Source organism: Sphingobium sp. BHU LFT2, from assembly GCF_018604485.1.
In the GTDB taxonomy this organism is placed as follows: Bacteria; Pseudomonadota; Alphaproteobacteria; order Sphingomonadales; family Sphingomonadaceae; genus Sphingobium; species Sphingobium yanoikuyae_A.
In genome coordinates, this window is record NZ_JAFCGW010000012.1 from 42,722 (window position 1) to 67,899 (window position 25,178).

Genomic DNA, 25,178 nt, shown 5'->3' on the forward strand with positions numbered 1-25,178 from the left:
GCCTAACGCATCAGGGAAAGGCCTGCAGCGCCACGCCGACCGGCAGCTCGCGCGCGCCGACCGTCATCAGCGCGCGCATATAGGTGTCGAGCGCCCGGTCCAGCCCATGCTCGCGCACCGCCTGCGCCAGCTGCTCGGGCGGCGCGGGATGGGCCAGCGCCCATTCGATCGCACGGGCAAAGCCATCGACATGGCCGACCGGCACCGGCGGATGCTGGCCGGCGGCGGCCAGCAGCGGATGGATATTGCGGGTGCAATCGGTCGCCACCACGCCCGCGCCACAGCCCAGCGCCTCGATCATCGTGCCCGCCAGCCCTTCCCAGCAGGACGGCTGCAACAGCAGGTCCGCTTCGGCAAACAGGCTGGCCATGCGGTGCGGACAATCGACGAAGCCCAGAAACTCGACCCGGTCCGACAGGCCCAGCCGCGCGCATTGCGCCTCCAGCTGGGCGCGCAGCGGTCCCTGCCCGACGATGCGCAGCCGCCAGTCGCGATTCCGCAATTGCGCCAGCGCGGCCAGCGCGGTCGCCTGATCCTTCTGAGGCGCCAGCCGTCCGACCATCAGCAATTGCGCCGGGCGCTGCGGGCAACAGGCGGTGCCGCGATCGTTGCAGGCCTGTTCCATCAGCCGGGTGACGGTGGGACGCGGCATCAGCCGCACGTCGCGACCGCCCAACGGCCCTTCCTCGGCCAGCAATTGCCGATCGGTCTCGCCCATGACGATGGTCATGCTGCAGGCCCTGGCAATCGCGCGAAACCGCGTCTTGCGCGCCCAGGCGGACAGGCCCTGCTGTCCTGGCCGGACGATCGGGTTGGAAATGCGGCCGACCGCGCGGGTCTGCGTGCCCAGCGTCGCGGCCGCGACCAGCATGTTGCTCTGGTTGCCGGCCGAATAGACGACATCGGGCCGATGGCGCCGCACCATCGCGGCCAGCGGCAGAAATTGCGCGATCATCGACAGTCGCCGGGCCCAGCGCGGCGCACAGACACGGCGAACCGTCAGCGCCGGGTCGATCATCCCGGCCAGCGGCCCGTCCAGATGCGCCAGCCACAATTCGACCCGCAGGCCGCGCCGATGGAGATGATTGGCAAGCTGGATCGCGACCCGGTCAAGCCCCCCGTCACCGGGGCGATAGAGATAGACGACCGCGAATGGAGAATGTGCCGCCACCTGGCGTGCATGGAACATGGTGTCGCCCTTGCGCTCGACGGAAATGTCGATGCTTCGACGCCGTCAACGCGGGCGACCCGTAATCGGTTCTTTCAGTTCACCCCGGCTTTGGGGCTTAACGCGGCATTTGCAGCGATGCGAAACAGGTAAAGCCGCTCTGCCCCGACTGGAGGCGGCGAATATAGTTCAGATAGGCCTGGTTCTGCTCATAGCTGGTGCCGGGCAGCGGCCGACCGCGCAGCGCCTGCTTGACCTGCTCGCCGGTATAGGTGCGCCCGCTCGCCGGATAGGCGCCCGGCGTCCCCGCCGGCACCATCTGGCCATTGGGCGCGATATAATTGCCCGAGCGCGACGGATCGGGCACCGGAATGGTGCAGTTGAGGACCGAGGCGGCAGTATTCGCCAGCGCCGGGCGGATCGACACGATCGCCGATGCCGCGACGGCCCCGCCCATCAGCAACTGGCGCCGCGAAGGGACGGCCAGATCGGGTGCAGATACGTCCGCTGCCGCCTTTTCAGGCTGCACGCTTTCCGGTCCGGGGATGGGCTCGCTCATGTCACAATGTTCCGCTATCGCGCTTGCCAAAGCGTAAATATTGGGCGCTATTCTCTGTAGCCATCGCAGCAAATGCGCGCAAAATCCAGCACGGTAACCATGAATCGACTGACAATTTCTCAGATTACAGCCTCGCTGGCCGTGCTTCTACTCGGTACCGGTGGCGCGCTGATTCTCGGCGGATCACCGCTCGCCATCGCGCTGCCGGTACTCGCCGGCCTGATCGTGCTGGTCATCACGGCCGAAGGCGTGCCGGTCGGCCGCGACGTGCCGACGATCGCGCTCGATGCGCCCGACCTGTTCGCCCATCCCGATTTTCCCGGCCTGCTGGAAGCCATTTCCGATCCGCTCATGCTGGTCGAACGGGGCCGCATCGTCCATGCCAACCAGGCCGCCAAACGCCTGCTCGGCAGCCATATCGAGGGGGAGGATGCGCGCATCGCCATCCGCCACCCCGCCGCCGCCGAGCGGCTGGCCAGCGTTGCACCACTGGCCGAACCGGTGATGATCGAACTGGTGGGCCTGGGCACCCGCGAACAGCGCTGGCAGATGCGCATCGCTTCGGTCGGGGCGGTCGGCGACATGCGCCGCCTCGTCCATCTGGTCGACCATAGCGGCACCTACGCGGCCGAGCGGATGCGCGTCGATTTCGTCGCCAATGCCAGCCATGAACTGCGCACCCCGCTGGCCGGCATATTGGGCTTCATCGAGACGCTGGCCGACCCGGAACTGGGCAAGGATGTCGAAACCCGCAAGCGCTTCCTCAAGATCATGGACGGCGAAGCGCGCCGGATGCAGCGGCTGATCGACGATCTCATCTCATTGAGCCGGATCGAGGCGGAGAAATATCGCCTGCCCGAAGCCGCCGTCGACCTGTCGGAACTGACCGCCGAAGTGGTCGGCGTGTTCCGCACCAGCAATGGCGATCGCGGCCGCGAGGTGGAGATGGAGATCACGCCCGGCCTGCCGGCGATCCAGGGCGACCGCGCCCAATTGTCCCAGCTCATCCACAATCTCGTCGGCAATTCGGTCAAATATGGCCGCCCCGGCACGCCGATCCATGTCACCCTGAGTGAAGGGCCCAGCGGCATGGTGCGCCTGTCCGTGGCGGACGAAGGCGAAGGCATCGGCCCCGATCACCTCCCCCGCCTGACCGAGCGATTCTATCGCGTCGATTCGGGCCGCAGCCGGGCGATGGGCGGCACGGGTCTGGGCCTGGCCATCGTCAAACATATTGTCGAACGGCATCGTGGCCGGCTGGATATTTCCAGCGTCCTTGGAAAAGGCACCAATGTCAGCATCTTGCTGCCCGGCGCCCCGGCCGATGACACGGCGACCAAGACGAGGGCGTAAGAAAATTTCACGCCGAAGACGCGATCCGGCCCCTATGTCATGAAAATGCAATCTGACTGTCACAAAGGCGCGATGGTCCGCGGCTAGGCGCCTCCCTGAGGGGCGCGACATTGCGAATCGCGGCCTGTTAGTTGGAGGTTTCCGTGAAGCAATTCGCCCTTTTCGCCGCGACCGCTGTGGCCGCTCTTTCGCTTGCCGGCTGCGGCGACCAGTCGGGCGGCGGCGCTGGCGCGACCCGTGACCAGATCCGCGCAGTCGGTTCCTCCACCGTCTATCCCTTCGCCACCGCGGTCGCCGAACTGTTCGTGCAGGGCAATCCCGGCATGAAGTCGCCGATCATCGAATCGACCGGCACCGGCGGCGGCATGAAGCTGTTCTGCGCCGGCGTCGGCGCCCAGCATCCCGACATTGCCGACGCCTCGCGCCGCATGAAGAAGGCCGAGTTCGATCAGTGCCAGAGCAATGGCGTGAAGGACATCATCGAGATCCAGGTCGGCGTCGACGGTCTCGCCTTCGCCGAGAGCAAGCAGGGCCCCGGCCTCAAGCTCACCCCCAAGATCGTCTATGAGGCGCTGGCCGCCAATCCCTATGGCAAGGGCCCGAACAAGGCCCAGACCTGGAAGGATGTCGACCCCAGCCTGCCCGCGATCGCCATCTCCGTCTTCGGTCCGCCCTCGACCAGCGGCACGCGCGACTCGCTCGCCGAACTGATCCTGACCAAGGGTTGCGAGACCGACCCGGCGATGGAAGAACTCAAGAAGAAGAGCGAGGACGAGTTCAAGGCCACCTGCACCCGCGTGCGCGAGGATGGCAAATATGTGGACTCGGGCGAGAATGACAATCTGATCGTCCAGAAGCTGGGTGCCAACCCCAACGCCGTCGGCGTCTTTGGCTACAGCTTCCTGGAAGAGAATAAGGACACGCTGAAGGACGTGCCGATCAACGGCATCGAAGCCAGCTACGAGACCGTCTCGACCGGCCAATATCCCGGCGCCCGCCCGCTCTACATCTATGTGAAGAAGGCGCATATGCAGGCGATCCGTGGCCTGCAGGGCTTCCTCGACACCTTCGCCGCCAACTGGAACCCCGACGGCGCGCTGACCAAGCGCGGCATGGTCGCGGCGCCGGAAGACGTGCGCAAGAAGAGCGCGGAAGTCGTCAAGTCGCTCAGCGTCCTCGACGGTTCGCAGCTGAAGTAAGGGCATCATGACCGGTCCTGCAATCCTCCTGCTGCTGGCGGGCCTGGGCGCGATCGCCTGGGTCAGCGCCCGCGCCCGTGCGCTGCGCCTTGCCGGCGTGGCGCGCGCCAGCGGTCGCCGCGACGCGGTACACAGCCTGCCCGGCTATCATGGCTGGTATGTCGCGCTGTGGACGCTGATCCCCGCTGGCATCTTCCTGGCGGTCTGGGCGAATGTCTCGCCCGGCCTCGTCACCCAGTCGGTCCTGGCCGACCCGGTGGCGCAGAGCCTGCCGATGGACGGCTTCTCGCGCTCCGCCATCCTGGGCGAGGCACGGGCGATCGCCACCGGCGCGCAGGCCGGCGCCTTCAACCCGGCCGCCAATGCGCTGGTCGAACCCTATCGCACCGCGCTCAGCCATTATGGCATTGCCGGCGCGGTGCTGGCGCTGGTGCTCGCCTTTGCCGGCGGCGCCTATGCCTTCACCCGCGTCCGTCCGGACTTCCGCGCCCGCACACGGGTCGAGCGACTGGTCATGGCAACGCTGCTGATCGCCTCGCTGATCGCGATCATCACTACGCTCGGCATCGTCGCCTCGCTCCTGTGGGAAAGCTTCCGCTTCTTCTCCATGGTGAACCCGATCGACTTCCTGTTCGGCACCAAATGGAGCCCGCAGTCGGCCGCCATGGGCTATGGCAATGAGGATGCGTTCGGCGCGGTGCCGCTCTTCTGGGGCACGATCTTCATCGGCGCGATCATCGCCATGATCGTCGCCATCCCGCTCGGCCTGATGAGCGCCATCTACCTCACCCAATATGCCAGCCCCACGGTGCGCAAGTGGATGAAGCCGACGCTGGAGATGCTCGCGGGCGTACCCACCGTCGTCTATGGCTATTTCGCCGCGCTCACCATTGCGCCAGCCCTGCGCGACTTTGCGGTGATGATCGGCATCCATGGCGCCTCTTCGGAAAGCGCGCTGGCCGCCGGCCTCGTCATGGGCGTGATGATCATCCCGTTCGTTTCCTCCATGGCCGATGACAGCATCGCTGCCGTGCCGCAGTCGATGCGCGACGGCAGCCTGGCGATGGGCGCCACCACCAGCGAGACGATCAGCCGCGTGCTGATCCCCGCCGCCCTGCCCGGCGTCGTCGGCGGCGTGCTGCTCGCCGTCAGCCGCGCGATTGGCGAGACGATGATCGTGGTGATGGCGGCTGGTCTGGCTGCCAACCTCACCCTCAACCCCTTTGCCAGCGTGACCACGGTGACGACCCAGATCGTCCAGTTGCTGACCGGCGACCAGGAATTTGACAGCGCCAAGACGCTTGCCGCCTTCGCACTCGGCCTGGTGCTGTTCATCGTCACCCTGCTGCTCAACATCGTGGCCCTGCGGGTCGTGAAGAAATATCGCGAGGCTTACGAATAATGAGCGCCGAACGCCTCCCCACCGACTGGAAGTCGGACGCCATGCGCAAGCGGATCGCCCGGCGCTACGCCGCCGAGCGCCGCTTCAAGGCCGCCGGCATGGCCGCCGTGCTGCTCAGCGCCGCCTTCCTCGCCTTCCTGCTCTTCACCATGGTTGGCAACGGCATGCGCGGTTTCACCCGCACGGAAATCGCCCTCAAGGTCGATTTCCCGGCCTCGCCGCTGCTGCTCGATCCGGCCAACATCACCGATGAAGCGCTGGCCAACGCCAATCTGCCGATGGTGACCAGCACCGTCGCGCAAAAGGCATTGGGCAAGGATGCCGACGCGATGATCTCGCCCAGCGCCTGGATTGCCATCCGCGACGCGATCAAGGCCGATCCCAAGATCCTCGCCCGCACCGAGACGATCGACGTGCCCGCCGCAACCGCGATCGACCTCGCCGCCAAGAGCAAGGGATCGCCCGAAGCCGAGGCCCAGGTCGCACGCCTGCGTCAGGCCGGCTTGCTCGCCACCGGCATCAACTGGGGCTTCCTGACCGCCAGCGACGGCACCGATCCGACCCAGGTCGGCATCTGGGGCGCGTTCAAGGGGTCGCTGCTGACCATGTTGGTGACGCTGGTGCTCAGCTTCCCGATCGGCGTCGCCACGGCGCTCTATCTGGAGGAATATGCCCGCAAGAGCTGGTGGACCGATATCATCGAGGTGTCGATCAACAATCTGGCGGCCGTGCCCTCGATCATCTTCGGCCTGCTCGGCCTGTCGATCTTCCTCAATCTGCTGCACCTGCCCCGTTCGGCCGCGCTGGTCGGCGGCATGACCCTGGCGCTGATGACCATGCCGGTCATCGTCATCGCCGGCCGCAACGCGATCAAGTCGGTGCCGCCCAGCATCCGCGACGCCGCGCTCGGCATCGGCGCCTCGCCGGTCCAGGTCGTGTTCCAGCATGTGCTGCCGCTGGCCCTGCCCGGCATCCTCACCGGCACGATCATCGGCATGGCCCGCGCGCTCGGCGAAACCGCGCCGCTGCTGATGATCGGCATGCGTGCCTTCATCGCCACGCCGCCCGGCGGCATTGTCGATCCGGCCACCGTGCTGCCGGTGCAGATCTTCCTCTGGTCCGATGAAGTCTCCAAGGGTTTCGTCGAAAAGACCTCGGCCGCCATCATCGTCCTGCTGGCCTTCCTGCTCGCGATGAACGGCCTCGCCATCTACCTGCGCAACAAGTTTGAAAAACGGTGGTAATCACACCCATGACCGAAGAACAGCAAAGCCTGGCCGTGGCCAATCCGAAGATGACGGCCCGTGACGTCAAGGTCTTCTATGGCGAGAAACAGGCGATCAAGGGCGTGTCGATCGATGTCGACATGGACCATGTCACCGCCTTCATCGGCCCGTCGGGCTGCGGCAAGTCGACCTTCCTGCGGACCCTCAACCGCATGAACGACACCGTCGCCTCGGCGCGGGTCGAAGGCACGATCACGCTCGACGGCGAAGATATCTACGCCCCCTCGATGGACGTGGTGCAGCTGCGCGCGCGAGTCGGCATGGTGTTCCAGAAGCCCAATCCCTTCCCCAAGTCGATCTACGAGAATATCGCCTATGGCCCCCGCATCCACGGCCTCGCCGCGGGCAAGGCGGACATGGACGTGATCGTCGAAAAGTCGCTGCGTCGCGCCGGCCTATGGGACGAGGTCAAGGATCGCCTCAATGATAGCGGCACCGCCCTGTCGGGCGGTCAGCAGCAGCGTCTGTGCATCGGCCGCGCCATTGCGGTCGAACCCGAAGTCATCCTGATGGACGAACCCTGCTCGGCGCTCGACCCGATCGCCACCGCCAAGATCGAGGAACTGATCCACGAACTGCGCGGTCGCTATGGCATCGTCATCGTCACCCACAATATGCAGCAGGCCGCGCGCGTGTCGCAGCGCACCGCCTTCTTCCACCTGGGCGAACTGGTCGAATATGGCGTGACGAGCGACATCTTCACCAATCCGCGCCAGGAGCGGACCAAGGATTATATCACCGGTCGCTACGGCTGATCCCGCGCGCTTTCGAGCCAGATGCTTGCATCTGGCGGCTTAGAAAGCGCGCCACTTGAGATTCCGGCATCGATCCCTGCAGGATCGGTGCCTGCGGAGAGAAGAAACATGGCTGAACATACGATCAAGGCATTTGACGAGGAAATCGACCGGCTGCGCGGCCTGATCGCCGAAATGGGCGGTCGCGCCGAAGCGGCGATCGAGAATGCGATGCTGGCGCTCCAGCGCCAGGACCAGCGTCTCGCCGCCGAAGTCGTCGCCGACGACAAGCGCATCGACGCGCTGGAAGCGGAAGTCGAGAAGCTGGTGGTGCAGATCATCGCCCTGCGCGCGCCGATGGCCAACGATCTGCGCGACGTGATCGCCGCCTTGAAGATCGTCAGCGTGGTCGAGCGGATCGGCGACTATGCCAAGAATATCGCCAAGCGCGTGCCGCTGATCGCCGCCAACCAGCACAAGCTGGAACCGGTGTCGCTGCTGCCCTCCATGGGCCAGGTCGCGGCCGAGATGGTGCATGACGTGCTCAACGCCTTCGCCGCGCGCGACGCCGAACTGGCGCTGGCGGTGGTGGAGCGCGACCAGGTGGTCGACGATTTCTACGACAGCGTGTTCCGCACGCTGGTGACCTACATGGTCGAAAATCCCAAGACGATCAGCGAGTGCGCGCACCTGCTGTTCATCGCCAAGAATATCGAACGCATCGGCGACCATGCGACCAATGTCGCGGAAATGGTCTATTATGCCGCAACGGGCCAGACCCTACCCGAACGCGAACGCGGCGGCACCCAGCAGCAGGAGAATTGAGGCATGGCGCGGGCGAAGATGCTGTTGGTGGAGGATGACGCGGCGCTCGCCGAACTGCTCATCTGGCATTTCAAGCGTGAGGATTTCGAGGTCGCCCATACCGTCGATGGCGAGGAAGCGCTGCTGATGGCGCAGGAAAACACGCCCGACATCGTGCTGCTCGACTGGATGGTCGAAAGCCTGTCGGGGATCGAGGTCTGCCGTCGCCTCCGCCGCATGAACGGCACCGCCAATGTGCCGATCATCATGCTGACCGCGCGCGGCGAGGAAGAGGATCGCGTCCGCGGCCTGGAAACCGGCGCCGACGATTATGTCACCAAGCCCTTCTCGCCCCGCGAGTTGGTCGCCCGCGTCGGCGCGGTGCTGCGCCGCGTGCGCCCGGCGCTGGCTGGCGAGACGCTGACCTTCGCCGATGTCGAAATGGACACGGTCGGCCACAAGGTCCGTCGCGGCGGCCAGGTCATCCCGCTCGGCCCCACCGAATTCCGCCTCCTGAAGCATTTCCTGGAGCATCCCGGCTGGGTCTTCTCGCGCGAACGGCTGCTCGACAGCGTCTGGGGCCAGGACAGCGACATCGAACTGCGCACCGTCGACGTCCATATCCGCCGCCTGCGCAAGGCTATCAATGTCGACGGCCGCCACGACATCATCCGCACCGTCCGCTCGGCCGGTTATGCGCTGGACACCGACGGCCTGAACTGATCGTCGCCGCCATCGCGGACCAGAAAGAACCTCTCCGGCACACCGCCTGGAGAGGTTTTTCTTCGGCAACTCTGCCCGATCAGCAATTTCTCTTCCCGGAACAAAGCCCTGTGGATTTCGCCACCGCCTTGCATAAGGTGCCGGCCGGGGGGAAATCATGATTCTCGGTATCGATCTTGGAACGACCAATAGCGCCGCCGCTATCTGGAAGGATGGCGCAGCACAGCTTGTGCCCAATGCGCTGGGCGACTTGCTGACACCGTCGATCGTCAGCGTGGACAATATGGGCATGATCCATGTCGGCCGCGCCGCACGCGATCGGCTGACCACCGACCCGGACGGGACCGTCGCCAGCTTCAAGCGCTATATGGGCACGGAACGCCGCGCCTCGATGAGTGGTCACAGCTACTCGCCCGAAGAATTGTCCGCCTGCATCCTGCGCTCGCTCAAGGCCGATGCGGAGGCCTTTTGCGGCGAGCCGGTCAGCGAAGCTGTCATCACGGTGCCCGCCTATTTCAACGATCGTCAGCGCAAGGCCACGCGGCGCGCGGGCGAACTGGCGGGCCTGACCGTGCGGCGCCTGATCAACGAACCGACGGCGGCGGCGCTGGCCTTTGGCGTCCACGATCGCGACGAGCATGAACCCTTTCTGGTCTTCGATCTGGGCGGCGGCACCTTCGACGTGTCGATCGTCGAGATGTTCGACGGCATCATCGAAGTGCGCGCCTCATCGGGCGACAATCATCTGGGTGGCGACGATTTCAACAGCGCGATCATCGCACTGGCCCGCGCCGCGCTGGAGGCCGAAACGCCGCTGGACGACAAGGATCCGCAGCGACTGGAGGCCCGCCTGCAGGTCGCGGCCGAAGCCACGAAACAGGCCCTGTCCCTTTCCGACGAGGCGGACTTCACGCTGGTCATCGGCGACGATCAGCGCAGCACCCGCATCACCACCCGCGCGCTGGAGGAACAGGCCCAGGGCCTCCTTACCCGGCTGCGCGATCCGGTGCTCCGCTCCTTGCGGGATTCCAACATCGACGTCCGCGCCCTCAGCGAAGTCGTGCTGGTCGGCGGGGCGACGCGCATGCCCATCGTCCGCCGTGCCATCACCCGCATGTTCGGCCGCTTCCCCAACAGCACGGTCCATCCCGATCATGCCGTGGCACTCGGCGCGGCGGTTCAGGCGGGGTTACTGGCCAGGGATGCCGCCCTCGACGAGATCCGGCTGACCGACGTCTGCCCCTTCACCCTGGGCGTCAACCATTCGGAGCGCGACGCGCGCGGCCATTTCCATCATGGCCTCTTCTCGCCGATCATCGAACGCAACACCGCCATCCCGGTCAGCCGCGTCGAAACCTATCGCACCGTGTCCGACAATCAGCGCTACATCGAATTTGGCATCTATCAGGGTGAGGCGCGCGAAGTCTCCTCCAACGTGCTGCTGGGGTCGATCAGCATCCCGGTGCCGCCACGCCAGGCCGGCGAGATACTGGTCGATTGCCGCTTCAGCTATGACAGCAGCGGCCTGCTGGAGGTCGACGTCGTGGTGCCGGAAACGGGCCAGAGCCGCAATCTGGTGATCGTCGACGAAAGCGAGCAGCGCGCCGAACGCGACCTGGCCGAAAGCCGGGCGCGCCTCGCCGCACTCAAATTCCACCCGCGCGAGGCGATGGAAAATGTCGCGGCGCTCGCCCGCGCGCGCAAGGGATACGAATCCTTCATCGGCGAGCGGCGCGAAGCCATTGGTCGCTGGATCACCCAGTTCCAGTCGGTGCTGGAAACCCAGGACAGCCGGCTGATAACCGAGGAGCGCAGGCTCCTGCTCCAGAATCTGGACCTGGTCGAAAAGGATTATGGGCTGTGAGCCCTTCGAGCGCCTGGCACTTGCTGGGGATAGAGGCGACGGCGGACAGCAAGGCGATCCGCCGTGCCTATGCCGCCCGGCTGCGCGCCATCGATCCGGACCAGGACCGGGATGGCTTTGCCGCGCTGCGCGACGCTCGCGACCAGGCCCTGATGCTGGCATCGGGCGAAGTGGCGGATGCACCGCGCCCCGGCATCATGATCGACGGGATAGAAGTCATCGTCCCGTCGCCGGACATGGCTTTCACCGCCCCCCATCTGACAATTGACCATAGCGCATCCGCCCCCTTGTCGATCGAACCTGTAGCACCGGACGCGGATTGGCGCATGCCGCCCATCGCGCCGGATTGCCGGATCGCACCGGATGCGGGCGATGCGATCGCCCTGCCCCTGCCCGACGGGGCCGACGCGCTGATCGTGCCGACGGTGACGCGCGCAGAGGTGCAGGATCTCAGCCGCGCCGACCATGCGCTCCATGCCCTGCTCTATCCCGATCCGGACGCGGAGTCGCAGGATCGGCCGCTGCATCCGGCGGACATCGTCAACGGCACTACCCTGATCAGCCGCATCCATGCCGAAGCGCAGCAGGGCGCGATCGACCTGCATGCCCGCGTCGACGACTGGCTCGCCAACATATTGGCCGGCTCCTGGCCCCGCGCCCAGCCGCTGCTCGCCCCGGCCGCCCGCCTGTTCGGCTGGGACGCGCTGGACGGCCAGATCGACGCGCCACCGGCAGTCGATTTCATCAACCGGCGCCTCGCCTCCGACCGCTTTGCCCAGCAGGTGCAGCAGAAAGGTCACCCGCTCCATCGCGCCTGGCAGCAATTGGCCAAGCCGACCCGGCCGGGGCAGAGCTGGGCCCTATGGTGGCAGGGCGCCAAGGTCGACGAACTGATAACGACCATCCGCCGTGACTATCCCGAACTGGAGCAACGGCTGGACTGGCATCGCATTGCCCTGCGCGAGGAACGGACAGGCCTAGCGATAGCATCCTTCGGCGGTCGCATCTTGTTCGGCGTCGTCCTGCTGCAGTTACTCGGTGCCATGGCGCGCTGTCAGGACAGCGGGTCGCCCATGCCCAGTCTGCCGAGCGCCAGCGACATCCCCGTCGCCACCGCCCCGCGCGTACCCGGCGGCCTGGGCGATGTCGCCGCCGACATGCAGGCGGCGGTGCGCGCGGCCTTCGGCAAGGATATCCCGCTCGACCTGCTCAATGCCCAGGCGCCGCTCGTCCATGCGCTCTTCGCCAGCAACTGGCGCGCCGGCATGGGCATGGGGTGGACCCGCGCCCGCTATGTCGAGGCGATGACCGGCATCATCCGCAATCGCTATGCCCTGCTCGCGCGGCAGAAGGGCGGCGACAGCCTGATCGCGATGCAGCGCCAGCGGCTGAAGGAAGAACGCGCACTCAAGGGCGATCATTGGCACGCCTGCGCCGAGGCGGCCAAGCATGGCGCCTTTGCCGATCCCGAGCTGATCCCGGCCGATCTGCGGGAACCGGCGCGAGCGCAGGTTGCCGACCTGGTCATCGCCATGCCCGACAATCCGGTGCTTCCGCCGCCGGGCGGCAGCTTCTCCATCCCCGGCCAGATCGTGCAGCGCGTGATCGACCAGTCCGGGCTGTCGCTCGATCAGGTCAGCGCCGCCTTCCAGAACAAGGGGAAGGATCGGGAACAATGCCTGACCCACATCGCCCTGCTGGATGCCGCGCTGGATGCAAACAAGGCCACCCGCGCCGCCCTGTTGCCGCACATCTGAACCGGCGATCGCACATAGGAAAGAAGCGCCCTGCCTTGCGGCAGGACGCTTCTTCTCCATCAGCCAACGGCCAAGCAGCTCAGGCCGCGCGGCGGGCCTTGTTCAGCTTCTTGAGCAGCATGTCACGCTTCAGGCGCGACAGATGGTCGATGAACAGCACGCCTTCGAGATGGTCCATCTCATGCTGCAGACAGGTGGCGAGCAGCCCTTCCAGCTGTTCTTCGTGGATGCGGCCGTCGCGGTCCATCCAGCTGGCGCGGATCACCGCCGGGCGCTCCACCTCGGCAAACTGGTCGGGCACCGACAGGCAGCCTTCATTATAGACCGACTGCTCGTCCGATTCCTTCAGGATTTCCGGATTGATGAACACCATCGGCTTCTTGACCGGCGGCGCGCCTTCCTCATCCGATTCCGGTTCCTGCAGATCCATCACCAGGATGCGCTTGGGCACGCCCACCTGGATCGCGGCCAGGCCGATGCCCGGCGCGTCATACATGGTTTCGAACATGTCGTCGATCAGACGCTGCAGATCGTCGTCGATCGCCTCTACGGGGGTCGAGATGGTACGCAGGCGCGGATCGGGCGCCTCAAGGATCGGAAGAATGGCCATGGCGAAAACATAGGCGGAACGGGGGAAAATTTCAAGCGAGACGGGCGCGGCCCCACGCGCCGCTTGCCGCCCCGCCCGGCGGGGTCTAGGCGAAGGGGCGTGACCGACGAAACCGCACAGCAGCGCCGCTACAAATCCTTCGAGGATACCCACCAGATGCTGATCGAGCTGGCGGTCGGGCTGATCGCCGATCGCGGCATCGATGCGCTGTCCCTCTCCGCCCTCGCCCGCGCCGCCGGGGTCAACCGCACCACCATCTATTATCATTTCACCGATCGTGACGCCCTGGTCGCGGCGGTGAAGCTCTGGTCCTCGCAGCAGATCGTCGCCGCCTTCCGCCCGGAACTGCCGCGCCAGGCGCGGATCGACTATGTCACCCGCTTCGTGCTCGACAATCCCGCCATCATGTCGCTGTGGATCGAGGATTTCATCGCCCCCGGCGACATCCGCGCGAGCTATCCGCATTGGGACGCCCTGGTATCGGGCATCGGCACCAGCCTTGCCGCCGCCTTCCCCGACGAGCCGATCGACGCCGAAGTCTATTGCGTGATGCTGCTCACCAGCGCGCTGATCGGCCCGCGCGTCTTTCGCCATCGCGTCGCCCCTGATCTCGACACCGAAGCCACCATCGCCCGCTTCCGCCAGGAACAGCAGCGGGTGTTGCGCCGGGATGGCATCGCCGACGACTGACGAAATTTACAACAATAGTGTTGCAAATTCAGACTGACCCGCTCATGCTGTCGAAAAGACAGACAGCGGAGAGCGATGATGCACGGCGAACGGCCCGGCTTTCAGGGCATGAGCGACGACAGTCTGGCTTGGCTCGGCACCGCGCCGATCCCCGCCGCCCCCTATCATGATCCAGCCTGGTTCGAGCTGGAACGGGAAGCGGTGTTCCGCCGCTCCTGGTTGCAGCTCGGCCATGTCTGCGAACTGCCCGACATCGGCAGCTTCATCCGCCGCGAGATCGAGGCACTCAATGTGTCGCTGCTGATCGTGCGCGGCCGCGATGGCGAGATTCGCGCCTTCCACAATGTCTGCACCCATCGCGGTACCCAGTTGGTCGAGGAGGAAAGCGGCAGGCGCGGCACCTTCTCCTGCCCCTATCATCGCTGGTCCTTCGGCACCGATGGGGCGCTACTCGCTGCGCCCGACTTCGATCGTTTCTTCGTCGACAAGGCCGACTGCGCCCTGCCCCGCGTCGCGCTCGACATCTGTGGCGGGCTGATCTTCGTCCATCTCGGCATGCCGGACAAAGGCCTGCGCGACGATCTTGGCCCCTATGCGACGATGCTCGACGGCTTCCCCGCGGCGCAGGCCACCACCTTCTCCGAATATGTCTATGAGATCGACGCCAACTGGAAGCTGACCTACGACAATTTCCAGGAAAACTACCATCTCCGCTTCATCCATCCCCGCTCGGGCGCACCCGCCGTGGGAGAGGATAATCCGTTCGGCTATCCGGTGAAGATGGGCTTTCACGGCCCCCACCGCACCCAGACGATCTGGACCAATCCCGCCCCCGCGCCCAAACCGGTGCAGGCGCAATCCTTCGGCCGCGCCGCCCGCTTCGCGATGGCCGACGGCACGGCAGGAGCGCACAGCCGCGACTATCTCGCGCTCTTCCCCAATTTCTTCATCCTCGGATCGCCGGCTCAGCCCTTCTCCCACACCGTCTGGCCGATCGACGCGCGCCGCTCGCGCGGCGTGATCCGCCTCAACTGGAAGGGCGAGGATGACTGCGCCAGCCGCCGCTATGCCCGCGAATATGCCATGGCCAGCGCGCGCGACATCCATGCCGAGGATCGTGACGTGATCGAGGCGGGGCAGCGCGGCCTCAACAGCGGCGCGCTCAAACATATCCATTTCCAGGCGCAGGAGGCGCTTTGCCGCCACCTCTTCAACGCCATCGACGAAAGGGTGCAGGCTTATCGTGTCGACCTGGCCGGCACTGCGCCCCGGCCCGTCTCGCGGGCGGAGGCAATGGCATGACCACGCTCCTTCCCACTGGTTTCGAGGCGCTTGCCCCCTTTGCCGATCGCTGGGCGATCGACGGCTCGATCACCCGTGCTGCCCGGCGCGGCGATGCCGCCCCCGCCGACCGCACCGCCTTCTTCGCGGCGGCCGCGCCCCTGCTCGACGCCGCCCTCGCCCATCTCGACCGCTACCCGCTCGACGCCCTGCCGCCGGCCGAGCAAAGGCTGATGGACATGATGCTGACCCTCGCCCATGTCTCGCTGACCGAAGAGATATTGGGCGACCAGGAACCCGCCCACGCCCGTCAGCGCCAATCGATGCGCATTACCCTGACCCCGGCGGGGGCCTGAGAGACACAGGTCCGCCCCGTCATTCCGAGCGCAGCAAAGCAATGACGAGGATCGGGTTTTGACCGCTGACGACCATTTTTTGCCATTCACATGGTCGATTCCCTTGCTTGTAAGCGGACGTTGCAGCGCGATCTATTACCGGGTTAAATGGATCGGCCAGCGTGACGGAATTGGTAGACGTATCGCTACAGCGATCCTCGCCAGAAGGTGAAGGTGCGGGTTCGATCCCCTGCCGCTGGCATCAATCGAACAGAAGCTGTCCTTTAACACCTTCTTGCTATCAGGCATTCCGAAGGGGACGCCATGTCATTCCGAATGCCAATTCTTGCATATGTGACGCTCCTCGCAGGGTGCGGCCCAAAGCCGCCGGAAACAGTTCACGTTGGCAATGCGCATCTCCGCTTTCCCCGACACGACTTTTATCGAAGTATCACGGATGATGGGGCGTCTCGCCCCTCTTTTGTTGCCTATGTGACGCCCGAGAAAGACCGACGCCAAAGCATTGGACTCGAATACGACGGCAGAGAAAATATCACCGACAGGATTAATGCTGAACGGAACGGGTTACCCTATATTTTCCGAGGGAGCTTTCAATTCAGGTATGCGCCTGATGCCTTCATAGTTACGCGCGAATGGGGAACATCGATCTGCCTGAGAGACTCGATAAAGGTCGGATCGCTTGGCAACTGCGCGACCAACGTGACCTATCGAGCAGCGCGTTGGAACGTATATTTCCAATATGGAATGTTAGACGACCGAGTGAACGTAAAGGAGCGCGGTCTGTCCGTTTTAAGAGCCTACACTATCAAATCCTGATGTCGTAAGCCGCCATTCCGGTAACCACCCATCCTGACCATTTAGCCGGCATCGTGCCGATGCCCTCCCATATCCGGGGCAGTCGCCCCATGGCTCCGGATGTTGCTTGCTCCGCGCCAGGGACGCTGGCCTTCGGCTTCGTGACTGCGCAATCCGCTATTTCTTCGGGAACAGCAGGGTGAAGATCATGCGAATGCCCCATTCGGGGCCGCCGTCGGGCGAGACGGCATAATATTTGCCGCCAAGGCCCACCTGCACCGCCTGATCGCCGACCTTGGTCAGTTGCGTGACGGTGAGATTGACCGGGATCAGCCAGTCCTTGCCCTTCCAGTCATAGGCGGCTTCGGCATTGATGCCATAGGTGGTGGCGTGGGACGTGGTGTGGCTGAAGAAGGGTTGCATGAAGCTGGCGCTGACGTCGGAACGGTCGTCCTTGCCGGCGATCGACCAGATATGGTTGCCGAGGAAACCAACCGTGTTCTGGCCCATCTGCTTGAGCAGCACGACGGTCGGGCCAGCGCCCCACTTGTCCCCGCCCAGATAGCGATCGGTTGCCGAGGGATAGAGGATGGCGGGGCCAACGCCCCAGATGATGCCCTTATTCTCCTTGGGCGAGAAGAAGAAGCTCTGGGTGATATCGCCAAGGCCGAAGGCATCCGTGCCCGGTCCCTGATAGCTATTCTGCGCGACGACCGGCACGATGGTGCGCACGATCATGTTCCAGTCCTTGCCGACGCTGATCGGCACCACCGGCTGGATATTCAGCGTCGACTTGATGCCGTCATCCCCGGCGCCGAAGTCGAGATTTTCCTGGAACGGCACGCTGATCAGCGAGGCGACCGGGTTGGACAATTGCAGCGCCAGATCCTGATCACTGCCGCCGGCCGGCGGTGGGCCGGAGGTGATGGCAGGCGCTGCCGACGATCCCGCATCCTGCGCGATCGCCGGCAGCGGCGCCATGGCGACCAGGCCTGCGAGCCAGGCGATCTTGCGATGATATCCGGTCTGCATGGCCAAGCGCCTTCCCCTTTCGAACATTCTGCGCGGGGACAGAATGGCCCGAACGAGAGCGGGGGCCAATCGCGGGCTTTGCGGAGATCGGCCGGGAATAATCCCTAGGGGCGCTCGTCCCAGCGCAGCAGCCGCACCTGCCCCGGCGCATCGACGACCAGTTCGCTAAAGGCCCCGGTGCGCAGCTTGAGCTGGTCATGGGTGAGGCCCAGCGCGAGCAGGGCGAAGCGGGCGGCGCCGTTGCTGGTGACCAGCAATTCCGTCCCCTCCCCTTCTGCGGCGAACCAAGTGCGCCAGGCAGCGATGCGCGCGGGGGCGTCGACGGTCCAGCCATCGGGCACGATCCCGTCCCGGTCCCAGGCGGCGATCGCCGCTTCGCCAAGACGCGCCACCACGGCCGCCTCCGGCTGCCCTTCGTCCGGGCCATGGTCGATCTCGTCGAGCCAGGGCAGGATGGCATCAACCGGATGGTCGAGCGCAGCCGCGATCGGCGCCGCGGTCTGGCGCGCGCGCTGCAACGGGCCGCTGTAGAGGCGCACGGGGTCCAGCGACCGGGCCGCGAAATAGCTGGCGAGACGCTGGGCCTGGGCCATGCCGCTGTCGACCAGCGGAATGTCGGTGCCGGCCCCGACCCGGCGCGCATCGGCGCTGGAGGCGAAGGTGTTGCCGTGGCGGATGACGAAGATGCGCCGGCTCATGACAGGGCCGGCGTCGGGTCTCCATGGGCGGCGATCAGCGCCTCGACCCGCTGGATATCGGCCTCGGTATCGATGCCGCTGCTGTCAAAGACGGGCGGATCAACCGGGACGGTCATGATATCGATGCCCAGTTCCAGCAGCCGCAACTGCTCCAGCCCTTCCAGATTTTCGAGCGCCGTGGGCGGCGATGCCTCAAACCGGGCGAGCGCATCATGGGCATAGCCATAAAGGCCGACATGGCGCCAGACGGGGGATATGGGACCGGCGGCACGCAGCCTGTCCTCATCACGGATGGCGGGAATGATCGTCTTGGAGAACCAGAGCGCCCGGCCATCCGCACCGCGCGCGCAGGTGGTGCCGCTGAAGGGCGAGCGTTGCTTATGGTCGCGCAGCGCATCGAGCGCGGCCCAGTCGAGCCCGATCACCGGGGTCGCGACCTGCGCGCCGGCATCCAGCGCCTCGATCACCGCGCCCAGCGCTCCCTTGGGCTGGAAAGGCGAATCCCCCTGGAGATTGACGACGAAGTCGGGCTGGGTGGCCTGCGCGCGGGCAGCAGCGAGCGCGCGGCCGGAGCCGGTAGCGATCGCGCTGTCGGTCATCACCGCGTCGCAGCCGGCGGCCTGCGCATGGGCCGCAATCTCGTCATCATCGGTGGCGACGACCAGAGCGACGCCAGCGCGCACGCCGATCGCCGCGCGCGCCATGGCGATCGTGCGATGCAGCAGGCTGCGCCCCGCAATGAGGCGCAGCGGCTTGCGCGGCAGGCGGGACGACCCCGCCCGCGCCGGAATGACCACCAATATGGTCAGGCGACCCCGGCGTGCAGCAGATCATGCATGTGAAGCGCGCCGACCAGATCGCCATCCTCGCACACGAACAGCAGGGTGATGTTGCGATCGTGCATGATGCGCAGCGCTTCCGACGCCAGTTCGTCGGGACCGATCGACTGCGGCGTCACGGTCATGAAACGGCCGACCGCATCGGTCAGATTCTGCTTGCCGGTCACGGCTCGGCGCAGATCGCCATCGGTGAAGGCGCCGATCAGCTGGCCACCCTGGTCGACGATGGCCGTGCCGCCAAGGCGCGCACGCGTCATCTCGATCGTGGCGTCGAGCAGCGAGGAATCCTCGCACACCCGCGGCACGTCGCTGCCCGCCGACATCAGTTCGCGCACCTTGACGAGCTGCGCCCCGAGACGGCCATTGGGGTGGAATTTGTAGAAATCGTCGGCCGAAAAGCCGCGCATTTCCATCAGCGACATCGCCAGTGCGTCACCAAAGGCCATCTGCAAGGTGGTCGATGTGGTGGGCGCCAGCATATTGGGGCAGGCTTCGCGCACCGCCGGCATCAGCATGCAGACATCGGCAGCCTCGGCCACGGTGCTCTGCGCCTGCGCCGTCATCGCCAGCAGCGGGACGCCGAAGCGCTTGCAATAATGGATGATCGGCCCGAGTTCGGTGGATTCACCCGAATGGGACAGCATCAACACGACATCGTCCGGCGTCACCATGCCCAGATCGCCATGGCCGGCATCGGCCGGATGCAGGAACAGCGCCGGCGTGCCGGTGGAGGTGAGCGTCGCCGTCATCTTGCGCGCGACGATGCCGCTCTTGCCGATGCCGGTGACGATCACCCGTCCCCGGACATTGATGATGATACCGACGAGCCGCAGGAAGGCGGCGGAAAATTCCCGGTCGGAAAATTTGGCTTCGAGTGTATTGAGCCCCCTGGCTGCCAGGGCGAGACTGCTGCACGCCGTCTCCACAATATGCGCACCCGAGCCGAAAGGAACGATCTTCGAAACTGTCGACACGCTTCTTGCCCTTTTTTCCGCGTATCGCCGCCGACATGCTCCGGCTGACGCCCGCGGTGTCGATGCGCCTTGCCAGCGCAGCGTCCATCCCTTGTTCCGCGACCCCAGGCCGATTTCGCAATCAGCACCCTGCAACTGTCTACGCCGTTTCAGGCACTTATGGCAATCCATTTCGCAAGTGCGGCAAGGGGCACTGAAGTCGGAAGGCAGGGGGAATGGGGCAGAAATACAAGATGAAATGAGCTAAATTATCGACAAGCCGAGGAACTTTTCGACAGCTCGACATATGCCGCAACACTCAGAGGCGATGATAGTCGCGATACCAGTTGACGAATCGGGGCACGCCCGACTCGATCCCGGTGGTGGGCGCAAAGCCGATATCCTGGGCAATCGCACTGATGTCGGCGAAGGTCGCCGGCACGTCGCCCGGCTGCATCGGCTGGAAGTCCAGCTGCGCCTTGCGCCCCACAGCCTCCTCCAGCACGGCGATCAGGTGCATCAGTTCCTCGGGCCGATTATTGCCGATATTGTAGAGCCGATGCGGCGCCCGGCTGCCGCCCGCCTTGAGCGCGCCATCATCGCCCGGCGGGGAATCAAGACAGCCGATCACCCCGGCGACGATGTCGTCGATATAGGTGAAGTCGCGCTGCATCCGGCCATGGTTGAAGACCGGGATCGGTTCGCCGGCGAGGATTTTCTGGGTGAAGATCCACATCGCCATGTCGGGCCGGCCCCAGGGACCATAGACGGTGAAGAAGCGCAGTCCCGTCATCGGCACGCGGAACAGATGGGCATAGGTCTCGCTCATCAGCTCGTCGGCCCGCTTGGTCGCGGCATAGAGGGAGACCGGATGATCGGTGCGATCCTCCACCCGGAAGGGCAAGCTCTCGTTGCCGCCATAGACGGACGAGGAGGAGGCGTAGACCAGATGACGCACCCGCCGTTCCCGCGCCAGTTCGAGCATGTTCACATGGCCGGCAAGGTTGGAGCGGACATAGGCATGGGGGTTGATCAACGAATAGCGCACGCCGGCCTGGGCGCCGAGATGGACGATCGCCTCGATCGGATGATCGGCGAGCAGCGCCTGAAGTGCCGGCATGTCGGCAAAGTCCAGTTCGGCGAAGGTGAACAGCTTGCCATGGCGCTGTTCGAGCGCTGCGATCCGATCGCGCTTGAGCGAGACCTGATAATAGTCGTTGAGATTGTCGATGCCGATCACGGCGCGCCCGTCGGCCAGCAGCCGGTCGGCCACCGCCATGCCGATGAAGCCGGCCGCGCCGGTTACCAGGATCGTCAAAGCGTCATCCTCCTTGATCGGGCCGACAGGCGGGTCGCCGCCAGAGCCATGGCGGTTCACAGACAATCCGACGCGCGATGTAAAGCCCTTTCCCTCATAAGCCGTTCGATACAGGCTTCCATGCGGCGGAATACTTAGGCATTCCCTAATCTTTCCCGGCTAAGGCGAGGCGATGGACATGGCAGCGCACCCATCTCCCCCCTTTGCATCCGACAGCCTGGCGCTGACGGACCCGCGCGCGCGCTGGGCGGCGCTGGCGGAGGGTGCGGCCGAACCCAATGCCTTCTACGCGCCCGACCTGCTGGCGGCGGCGATCGACCATCTGGCCGGCAGTGGTGACGTGCGTTTGATCGAGGCGCAGGCGGATGGCGAACTGATCGGCCTGTTGCCGGTGACGGTGCAGGCGCGCCATGGCCGCTTGCCGATCGGCTGCGTCGCCAACTGGATGCACGACCATTGTTTCTTCGGCGCGCCGCTGATCCGGCGGGGCCAGGAGATGGCGGCGTGGCGCAGCCTGCTGGCGCAGCTGGACGCGGCGGAATGGGCGCCCCATTTCCTGCATCTGCGCGCACTGGATGCGGCCGGCGCCAATGCCGCCGCGCTGGAAGCACTGTGCGTCGAACAAGGGCGCGGCCGGCGCGAGGTGCATCGCCATGACCGGGCGATGCTGCGATCCGACCTGTCGGCCGACGCCTATTGGGAAACCCATGTCCGCGCCAAGAAGCGCAAGGAAATCCGCCGCTTGCAGAAGCGACTGGCGGAACTGGGAACGGTCGAGCAGCGATTGCTGGACGATGGTGCCGACCTGCCGCGCTGGTGTGGCGACTTCCTGGCGCTGGAAGCGTCCGGGTGGAAGGGTCGCGAGGGCAGCGCACTGGCGAGCAGGCCCGATGACATCGCCTTCTTCCGCGCCGCCTGCGCCGCGGCCTTTGCGGCGGGACGGCTCCATTTCCTGCGCATCGACCTGGATGGCCGGGCGATCGCGATGCTGGTCAATTTCCGCCATGGCGACGGCGCCTTTTCCTTCAAGATCGCCTTTGACGAGGAGATGGGCCGCTTTTCGCCCGGCGTGCTGATCGAGATCGCCAATCTGCACGCGGTGCAGGATGATCCGGCGATCGGCTGGATGGACAGCTGCGCCGCCGCCGATCATCCGATGATCGACAGCCTGTGGGCCGAGCGCCGCAGCATCGTCCAATATCGTATCGCCCTGCAGGGCAAGGGCGCGACGCGCCTGCGCCGGACAGCGGCCTTTGCATTGGCCGGCGGGGTCGAACGGATCGCCAGCCGCATGAAAGGACAGGAATGACCGTGCATAGCCCGATGGCGCCGGCCACCGACGCGCCGCATTTTTCGGACAGCGCGCGCGCCGCCTTTGCCGCCGCCTATCCCGACCAGCCGACCAAGCTGACGCATCAACTGGTCGGGCATGAATTGCTGACACTGGATGCGCTGGCGACGCTGGCCGAGCGGATGCCGGCAAGCGCGGTCGAATATAATCTCGGCAAGCTGCCGCTGGGCGTGCGGCCGGAGGATACGCCGTCCAATGGGCTGAGCCTGGGCGAGACGATCCGCACGATCGAGAGCAATGGCAGCTGGGCGGTGCTCAAGAATGTCGAGCGCGACCCGGCCTATGGCGCGTTGCTGGACGCGGCGCTGGCGGAGCTGGAGCCGATCGTCGCGCGCAGCACCGGGCCGATGCTGCACCGCGAGGCCTTCATCTTCCTGACCTCCCCCGGCAGCGTCACCCCGTTCCACATGGACCCGGAGCATAATATCCTGCTGCAGATCATGGGGACCAAGGTGATGACCGTGTTCCCGGCGCGCGACGAGGAACTGGTGCCGGCGCGCAAGAGCGAGGAATTTCACAATGGCGGCCATCGCAACCTGATCTGGCAGGACGGGTTCAAGGCGCGTGGCACCCCCTTCCCGCTCAGCCCCGGCGAGGCCGTGCATGTGCCGGTCAAGGCACCGCATTTCGTGGAAAATGGCCCGGCCGTGTCGATCAGCCTGTCGATCACCTGGCGGTCCGACCGCAGCGTGGCGGAAGGCGAACTGCACAGTTTCAACGCCCTGCTGCGCAAGCGCGGCTTGCCGACCGGCGCGGTGAGCGAACGCCCCGAACAACAGGGCATTCGCCGCTTCGTCTATCGCGTCATGCGGAAGCTGGGCGTTTAAGCAGCTTGCGCGCCAGCGCCTCGGCCTCCAGCCGGGGACTGAAACGCTCCACATGCCACCATTCCAGCGCTTCCTCGCGCGTGGAGAGGCTCTGCTTGTAGCGATCCTTGCCGGCGAGCAGCGAATAGAGCCGGAAATCCTGCGCGGCATAATGGCCGACGGCGGCGGCGTGACAGAGCAGGCCCGGCTTGTCCTTGGCCGTGCGCGGCTGGGCAAAGGCGGACTGATAGTTCATCGCCTGCCCGTCCTGCACGAAATTGACCAGCAGGCCGACCGCGCCGCCGACATCGGCAAAGCGCAGCAGTTCGACCGCGCCCGACGGCAGGCCGCGGGCCGCGATGGTGGCGACGAACTGGCGAAAGCCCTGATCATCCCAGGCATTATCGGCGTGACGCCCCATGTTGAGCGCGGCCATCTCGTCCAGCCAGGGGGCGATGTCATCCAGCGTGCCGACCGTGACGTCGGGCAGCGGCCCGCCATGATCCTTCATCGCGCGGCGGATCTGGCTGCGCGTATTGCTGCTGAGCAGCGCGAGATAATCGCCGTCGGCGGCGCGCACGGCGTCAAGATCGACCTGGTAGACGGGCGCGGCATCGACCCGCAATTTCCGCCGGGCCGGCAGGTCAAGCAGCGGCGAATCCGGGGCGATGCCGCTCAGCCGCAACACACGCCAGTCACGGCGCCGGGCGATGGCGTCGAGCGCGGCAGCGACGGCCGCCACCTCCTGCCCGCGCGCGGCGAGCAGGCCATTATATTCGACATAGGGCCGGTCGATCGCCGGATCGCCCGACTGGTTGAGGCTGAGCGTCGCCACCGGGCCGAGCAGGCGCGGGCGCATCGCATGGCCGACCAGCGCCAGCGCGACATCCTGTCCGCTTTCATCGGTGACGGCGAGCAGTTCGGGCCGCACGCCATAGCTGTCGAGCCAGGCGCCCACCCAGGTCCAGCGCAGGAAGAAGGACGCATCGCTACGCGCCTCCAGCGCCTGCCAGCGGGCGGCCAGCGCCGACCGGTCGGTCGGCAGGGAGAATGTCGCGGTGAGCCCCATCGCGCCCCTCTTGTGACAGAGCGGCGGCGGGAATCAAGCGCTTGCGCGGTGGCTAAAGCCTGTTCCCCCGCCCAACCACCCGATCCAATATCATCCTGTCGGGTGGTTGGGCGGGGGAGCGGGCTGGAACCGGCCTCCTCAATCGGACTCTCAGCCGCGAATGCGGCGCTGCGGATCGACCGTGCCGTCGGCGCGGATGCCGGCACGGACCAGATCGCGGCGCATATGACCGGTCAGGAAGCGCTGGAGCATCACAAAATCGGCGCGCAGCGACCAGAGCGGGTAACGGAAGGTGGCCGGGCGATTGCGCTCGATCAGCATATGGCTGACCCAGGCGAAGCCATAGCCGGCGATCGGCAGGGCGGTAGCCAGCCACCAATGTCCCGTCACGGCCGTAGCGGCGGCAAGGCCGACCACCAGGCTGGTCCCGGCATAATGCATGGCGCGCGTCGCGGGCCGGGCATGTTCCTGCAGATAATAGGGCCAGAAGTCCCGGAACCGGGTGATCTGGGTCATAAGGGGCATCCTCTC

The 25,178-nt window shown here is 65.7% G+C and carries 24 protein-coding genes and 1 tRNA gene; 15 read left to right on the plus strand and 10 right to left on the minus strand.

Annotated features, from left to right (window positions below; translation table 11 throughout):
- Nucleotides 1-10: 10 nt before the first annotated feature.
- Nucleotides 11-1,189, minus strand: coding sequence for a glycosyltransferase (locus JQK15_RS19350; RefSeq protein ID WP_214867006.1), 1,179 nt, complete (start codon nt 1,187-1,189; stop codon nt 11-13).
- Nucleotides 1,190-1,286: 97 nt separating this feature from the next.
- Complete coding sequence (locus tag JQK15_RS19355; RefSeq protein WP_214867008.1) at nt 1,287-1,727, minus strand: hypothetical protein; 441 nt, start codon at nt 1,725-1,727, stop codon at nt 1,287-1,289.
- A gap of 99 nt (nt 1,728-1,826) precedes the next feature.
- Here JQK15_RS19355 and JQK15_RS19360 point away from each other — a divergent pair, with 99 nt between their 5' ends.
- The 9 genes from JQK15_RS19360 to JQK15_RS19400 all read left to right on the plus strand — a co-directional run bounded on the left by JQK15_RS19360 (nt 1,827) and on the right by JQK15_RS19400 (nt 12,849).
- The gene (locus tag JQK15_RS19360; RefSeq protein ID WP_069336143.1) at nt 1,827-3,080 is read left to right on the plus strand and encodes an ATP-binding protein; all 1,254 of its coding nucleotides are present in this window, start codon (nt 1,827-1,829) and stop codon (nt 3,078-3,080) included.
- A gap of 143 nt (nt 3,081-3,223) precedes the next feature.
- On the plus strand, nt 3,224-4,279 hold the full coding sequence (locus JQK15_RS19365; protein WP_017499005.1) for a substrate-binding domain-containing protein: 1,056 nt from the start codon (nt 3,224-3,226) through the stop codon (nt 4,277-4,279).
- A gap of 7 nt (nt 4,280-4,286) precedes the next feature.
- Nucleotides 4,287-5,681, plus strand: coding sequence for a phosphate ABC transporter permease subunit PstC (gene pstC / locus JQK15_RS19370; RefSeq protein ID WP_214867010.1), 1,395 nt, complete (start codon nt 4,287-4,289; stop codon nt 5,679-5,681).
- Nucleotides 5,681-6,925, plus strand: a complete 1,245-nt coding sequence (gene pstA, locus JQK15_RS19375) for a phosphate ABC transporter permease PstA (RefSeq protein WP_010337565.1) — start codon at nt 5,681-5,683, stop codon at nt 6,923-6,925. The genes pstC and pstA overlap by 1 nt, the downstream gene beginning before the upstream one ends.
- A gap of 8 nt (nt 6,926-6,933) precedes the next feature.
- Complete coding sequence (gene pstB, locus JQK15_RS19380) at nt 6,934-7,722, plus strand: phosphate ABC transporter ATP-binding protein PstB (protein ID WP_004210863.1); 789 nt, start codon at nt 6,934-6,936, stop codon at nt 7,720-7,722.
- Nucleotides 7,723-7,830: 108 nt separating this feature from the next.
- Complete coding sequence (gene phoU, locus JQK15_RS19385) at nt 7,831-8,526, plus strand: phosphate signaling complex protein PhoU (RefSeq protein WP_004210862.1); 696 nt, start codon at nt 7,831-7,833, stop codon at nt 8,524-8,526.
- Nucleotides 8,527-8,529: 3 nt separating this feature from the next.
- A complete protein-coding gene (gene phoB, locus JQK15_RS19390) occupies nt 8,530-9,228 on the plus strand; it encodes a phosphate regulon transcriptional regulator PhoB (RefSeq protein ID WP_004210860.1) in 699 nt (232 codons plus the stop codon).
- A gap of 157 nt (nt 9,229-9,385) precedes the next feature.
- Nucleotides 9,386-11,092, plus strand: coding sequence for an Hsp70 family protein (locus JQK15_RS19395; RefSeq protein ID WP_214867012.1), 1,707 nt, complete (start codon nt 9,386-9,388; stop codon nt 11,090-11,092).
- A complete protein-coding gene (locus JQK15_RS19400; RefSeq protein WP_214867014.1) occupies nt 11,089-12,849 on the plus strand; it encodes a hypothetical protein in 1,761 nt (586 codons plus the stop codon). The genes JQK15_RS19395 and JQK15_RS19400 overlap by 4 nt, the downstream gene beginning before the upstream one ends.
- Before the next feature lie 79 nt (nt 12,850-12,928).
- On the opposite strand, the gene def is transcribed toward JQK15_RS19400, so the two are convergent.
- The gene (gene def, locus JQK15_RS19405; protein ID WP_004210855.1) at nt 12,929-13,459 is read right to left on the minus strand and encodes a peptide deformylase; all 531 of its coding nucleotides are present in this window, start codon (nt 13,457-13,459) and stop codon (nt 12,929-12,931) included.
- 99 nt (nt 13,460-13,558) lie between these two features.
- Here def and JQK15_RS19410 point away from each other — a divergent pair, with 99 nt between their 5' ends.
- The 4 genes from JQK15_RS19410 (at nt 13,559) to JQK15_RS19425 (ending at nt 16,027) form a co-directional block, all read left to right on the plus strand.
- Nucleotides 13,559-14,149, plus strand: coding sequence for a TetR/AcrR family transcriptional regulator (locus tag JQK15_RS19410; RefSeq protein ID WP_010337563.1), 591 nt, complete (start codon nt 13,559-13,561; stop codon nt 14,147-14,149).
- 108 nt (nt 14,150-14,257) lie between these two features.
- A complete protein-coding gene (locus JQK15_RS19415; RefSeq protein WP_251007878.1) occupies nt 14,258-15,451 on the plus strand; it encodes an aromatic ring-hydroxylating oxygenase subunit alpha in 1,194 nt (397 codons plus the stop codon).
- Nucleotides 15,448-15,786, plus strand: coding sequence for a hypothetical protein (locus JQK15_RS19420; protein ID WP_214867016.1), 339 nt, complete (start codon nt 15,448-15,450; stop codon nt 15,784-15,786). The genes JQK15_RS19415 and JQK15_RS19420 overlap by 4 nt, the downstream gene beginning before the upstream one ends.
- A gap of 155 nt (nt 15,787-15,941) precedes the next feature.
- Nucleotides 15,942-16,027, plus strand: a tRNA-Trp gene (locus JQK15_RS19425).
- Nucleotides 16,028-16,758: 731 nt separating this feature from the next.
- Here JQK15_RS19425 and JQK15_RS19430 read toward each other — a convergent pair.
- The 5 genes from JQK15_RS19430 to JQK15_RS19450 form a co-directional block, all read right to left on the minus strand.
- The gene (locus JQK15_RS19430) at nt 16,759-17,613 is read right to left on the minus strand and encodes a hypothetical protein (protein ID WP_185704260.1); all 855 of its coding nucleotides are present in this window, start codon (nt 17,611-17,613) and stop codon (nt 16,759-16,761) included.
- Between the two features lie 104 nt (nt 17,614-17,717).
- Nucleotides 17,718-18,311, minus strand: a complete 594-nt coding sequence (locus JQK15_RS19435; protein WP_214867018.1) for a histidine phosphatase family protein — start codon at nt 18,309-18,311, stop codon at nt 17,718-17,720.
- Nucleotides 18,308-19,108: a 3-deoxy-manno-octulosonate cytidylyltransferase gene (kdsB, locus tag JQK15_RS19440; RefSeq protein ID WP_214867159.1), complete on the minus strand. Its 801-nt coding sequence runs from the start codon at nt 19,106-19,108 to the stop codon at nt 18,308-18,310. Before kdsB ends, JQK15_RS19435 begins: the two co-directional genes overlap by 4 nt.
- Before the next feature lie 8 nt (nt 19,109-19,116).
- Nucleotides 19,117-20,124 (minus strand): KpsF/GutQ family sugar-phosphate isomerase, encoded by a 1,008-nt coding sequence (locus tag JQK15_RS19445; RefSeq protein WP_004208270.1) that lies wholly within the window; start codon nt 20,122-20,124, stop codon nt 19,117-19,119.
- A gap of 298 nt (nt 20,125-20,422) precedes the next feature.
- Entirely contained in the window at nt 20,423-21,421 is a 999-nt protein-coding gene (locus JQK15_RS19450; protein ID WP_097385717.1) for an NAD-dependent epimerase/dehydratase family protein, read from the minus strand.
- Nucleotides 21,422-21,593: 172 nt separating this feature from the next.
- Here JQK15_RS19450 and JQK15_RS19455 point away from each other — a divergent pair, with 172 nt between their 5' ends.
- A complete protein-coding gene (locus JQK15_RS19455) occupies nt 21,594-22,730 on the plus strand; it encodes a GNAT family N-acetyltransferase (RefSeq protein ID WP_214867020.1) in 1,137 nt (378 codons plus the stop codon).
- Nucleotides 22,727-23,599, plus strand: a complete 873-nt coding sequence (locus tag JQK15_RS19460) for a cupin domain-containing protein (protein WP_214867022.1) — start codon at nt 22,727-22,729, stop codon at nt 23,597-23,599. The genes JQK15_RS19455 and JQK15_RS19460 overlap by 4 nt, the downstream gene beginning before the upstream one ends.
- Here JQK15_RS19460 and JQK15_RS19465 read toward each other — a convergent pair.
- The gene (locus JQK15_RS19465) at nt 23,577-24,647 is read right to left on the minus strand and encodes a GNAT family N-acetyltransferase (protein ID WP_214867024.1); all 1,071 of its coding nucleotides are present in this window, start codon (nt 24,645-24,647) and stop codon (nt 23,577-23,579) included. The genes JQK15_RS19460 and JQK15_RS19465 overlap by 23 nt on opposite strands.
- Nucleotides 24,648-24,797: 150 nt before the next feature.
- Entirely contained in the window at nt 24,798-25,163 is a 366-nt protein-coding gene (locus JQK15_RS19470) for an Mpo1-like protein (protein WP_214867026.1), read from the minus strand.
- Between the last annotated feature and the right edge of the window lie 15 nt (nt 25,164-25,178).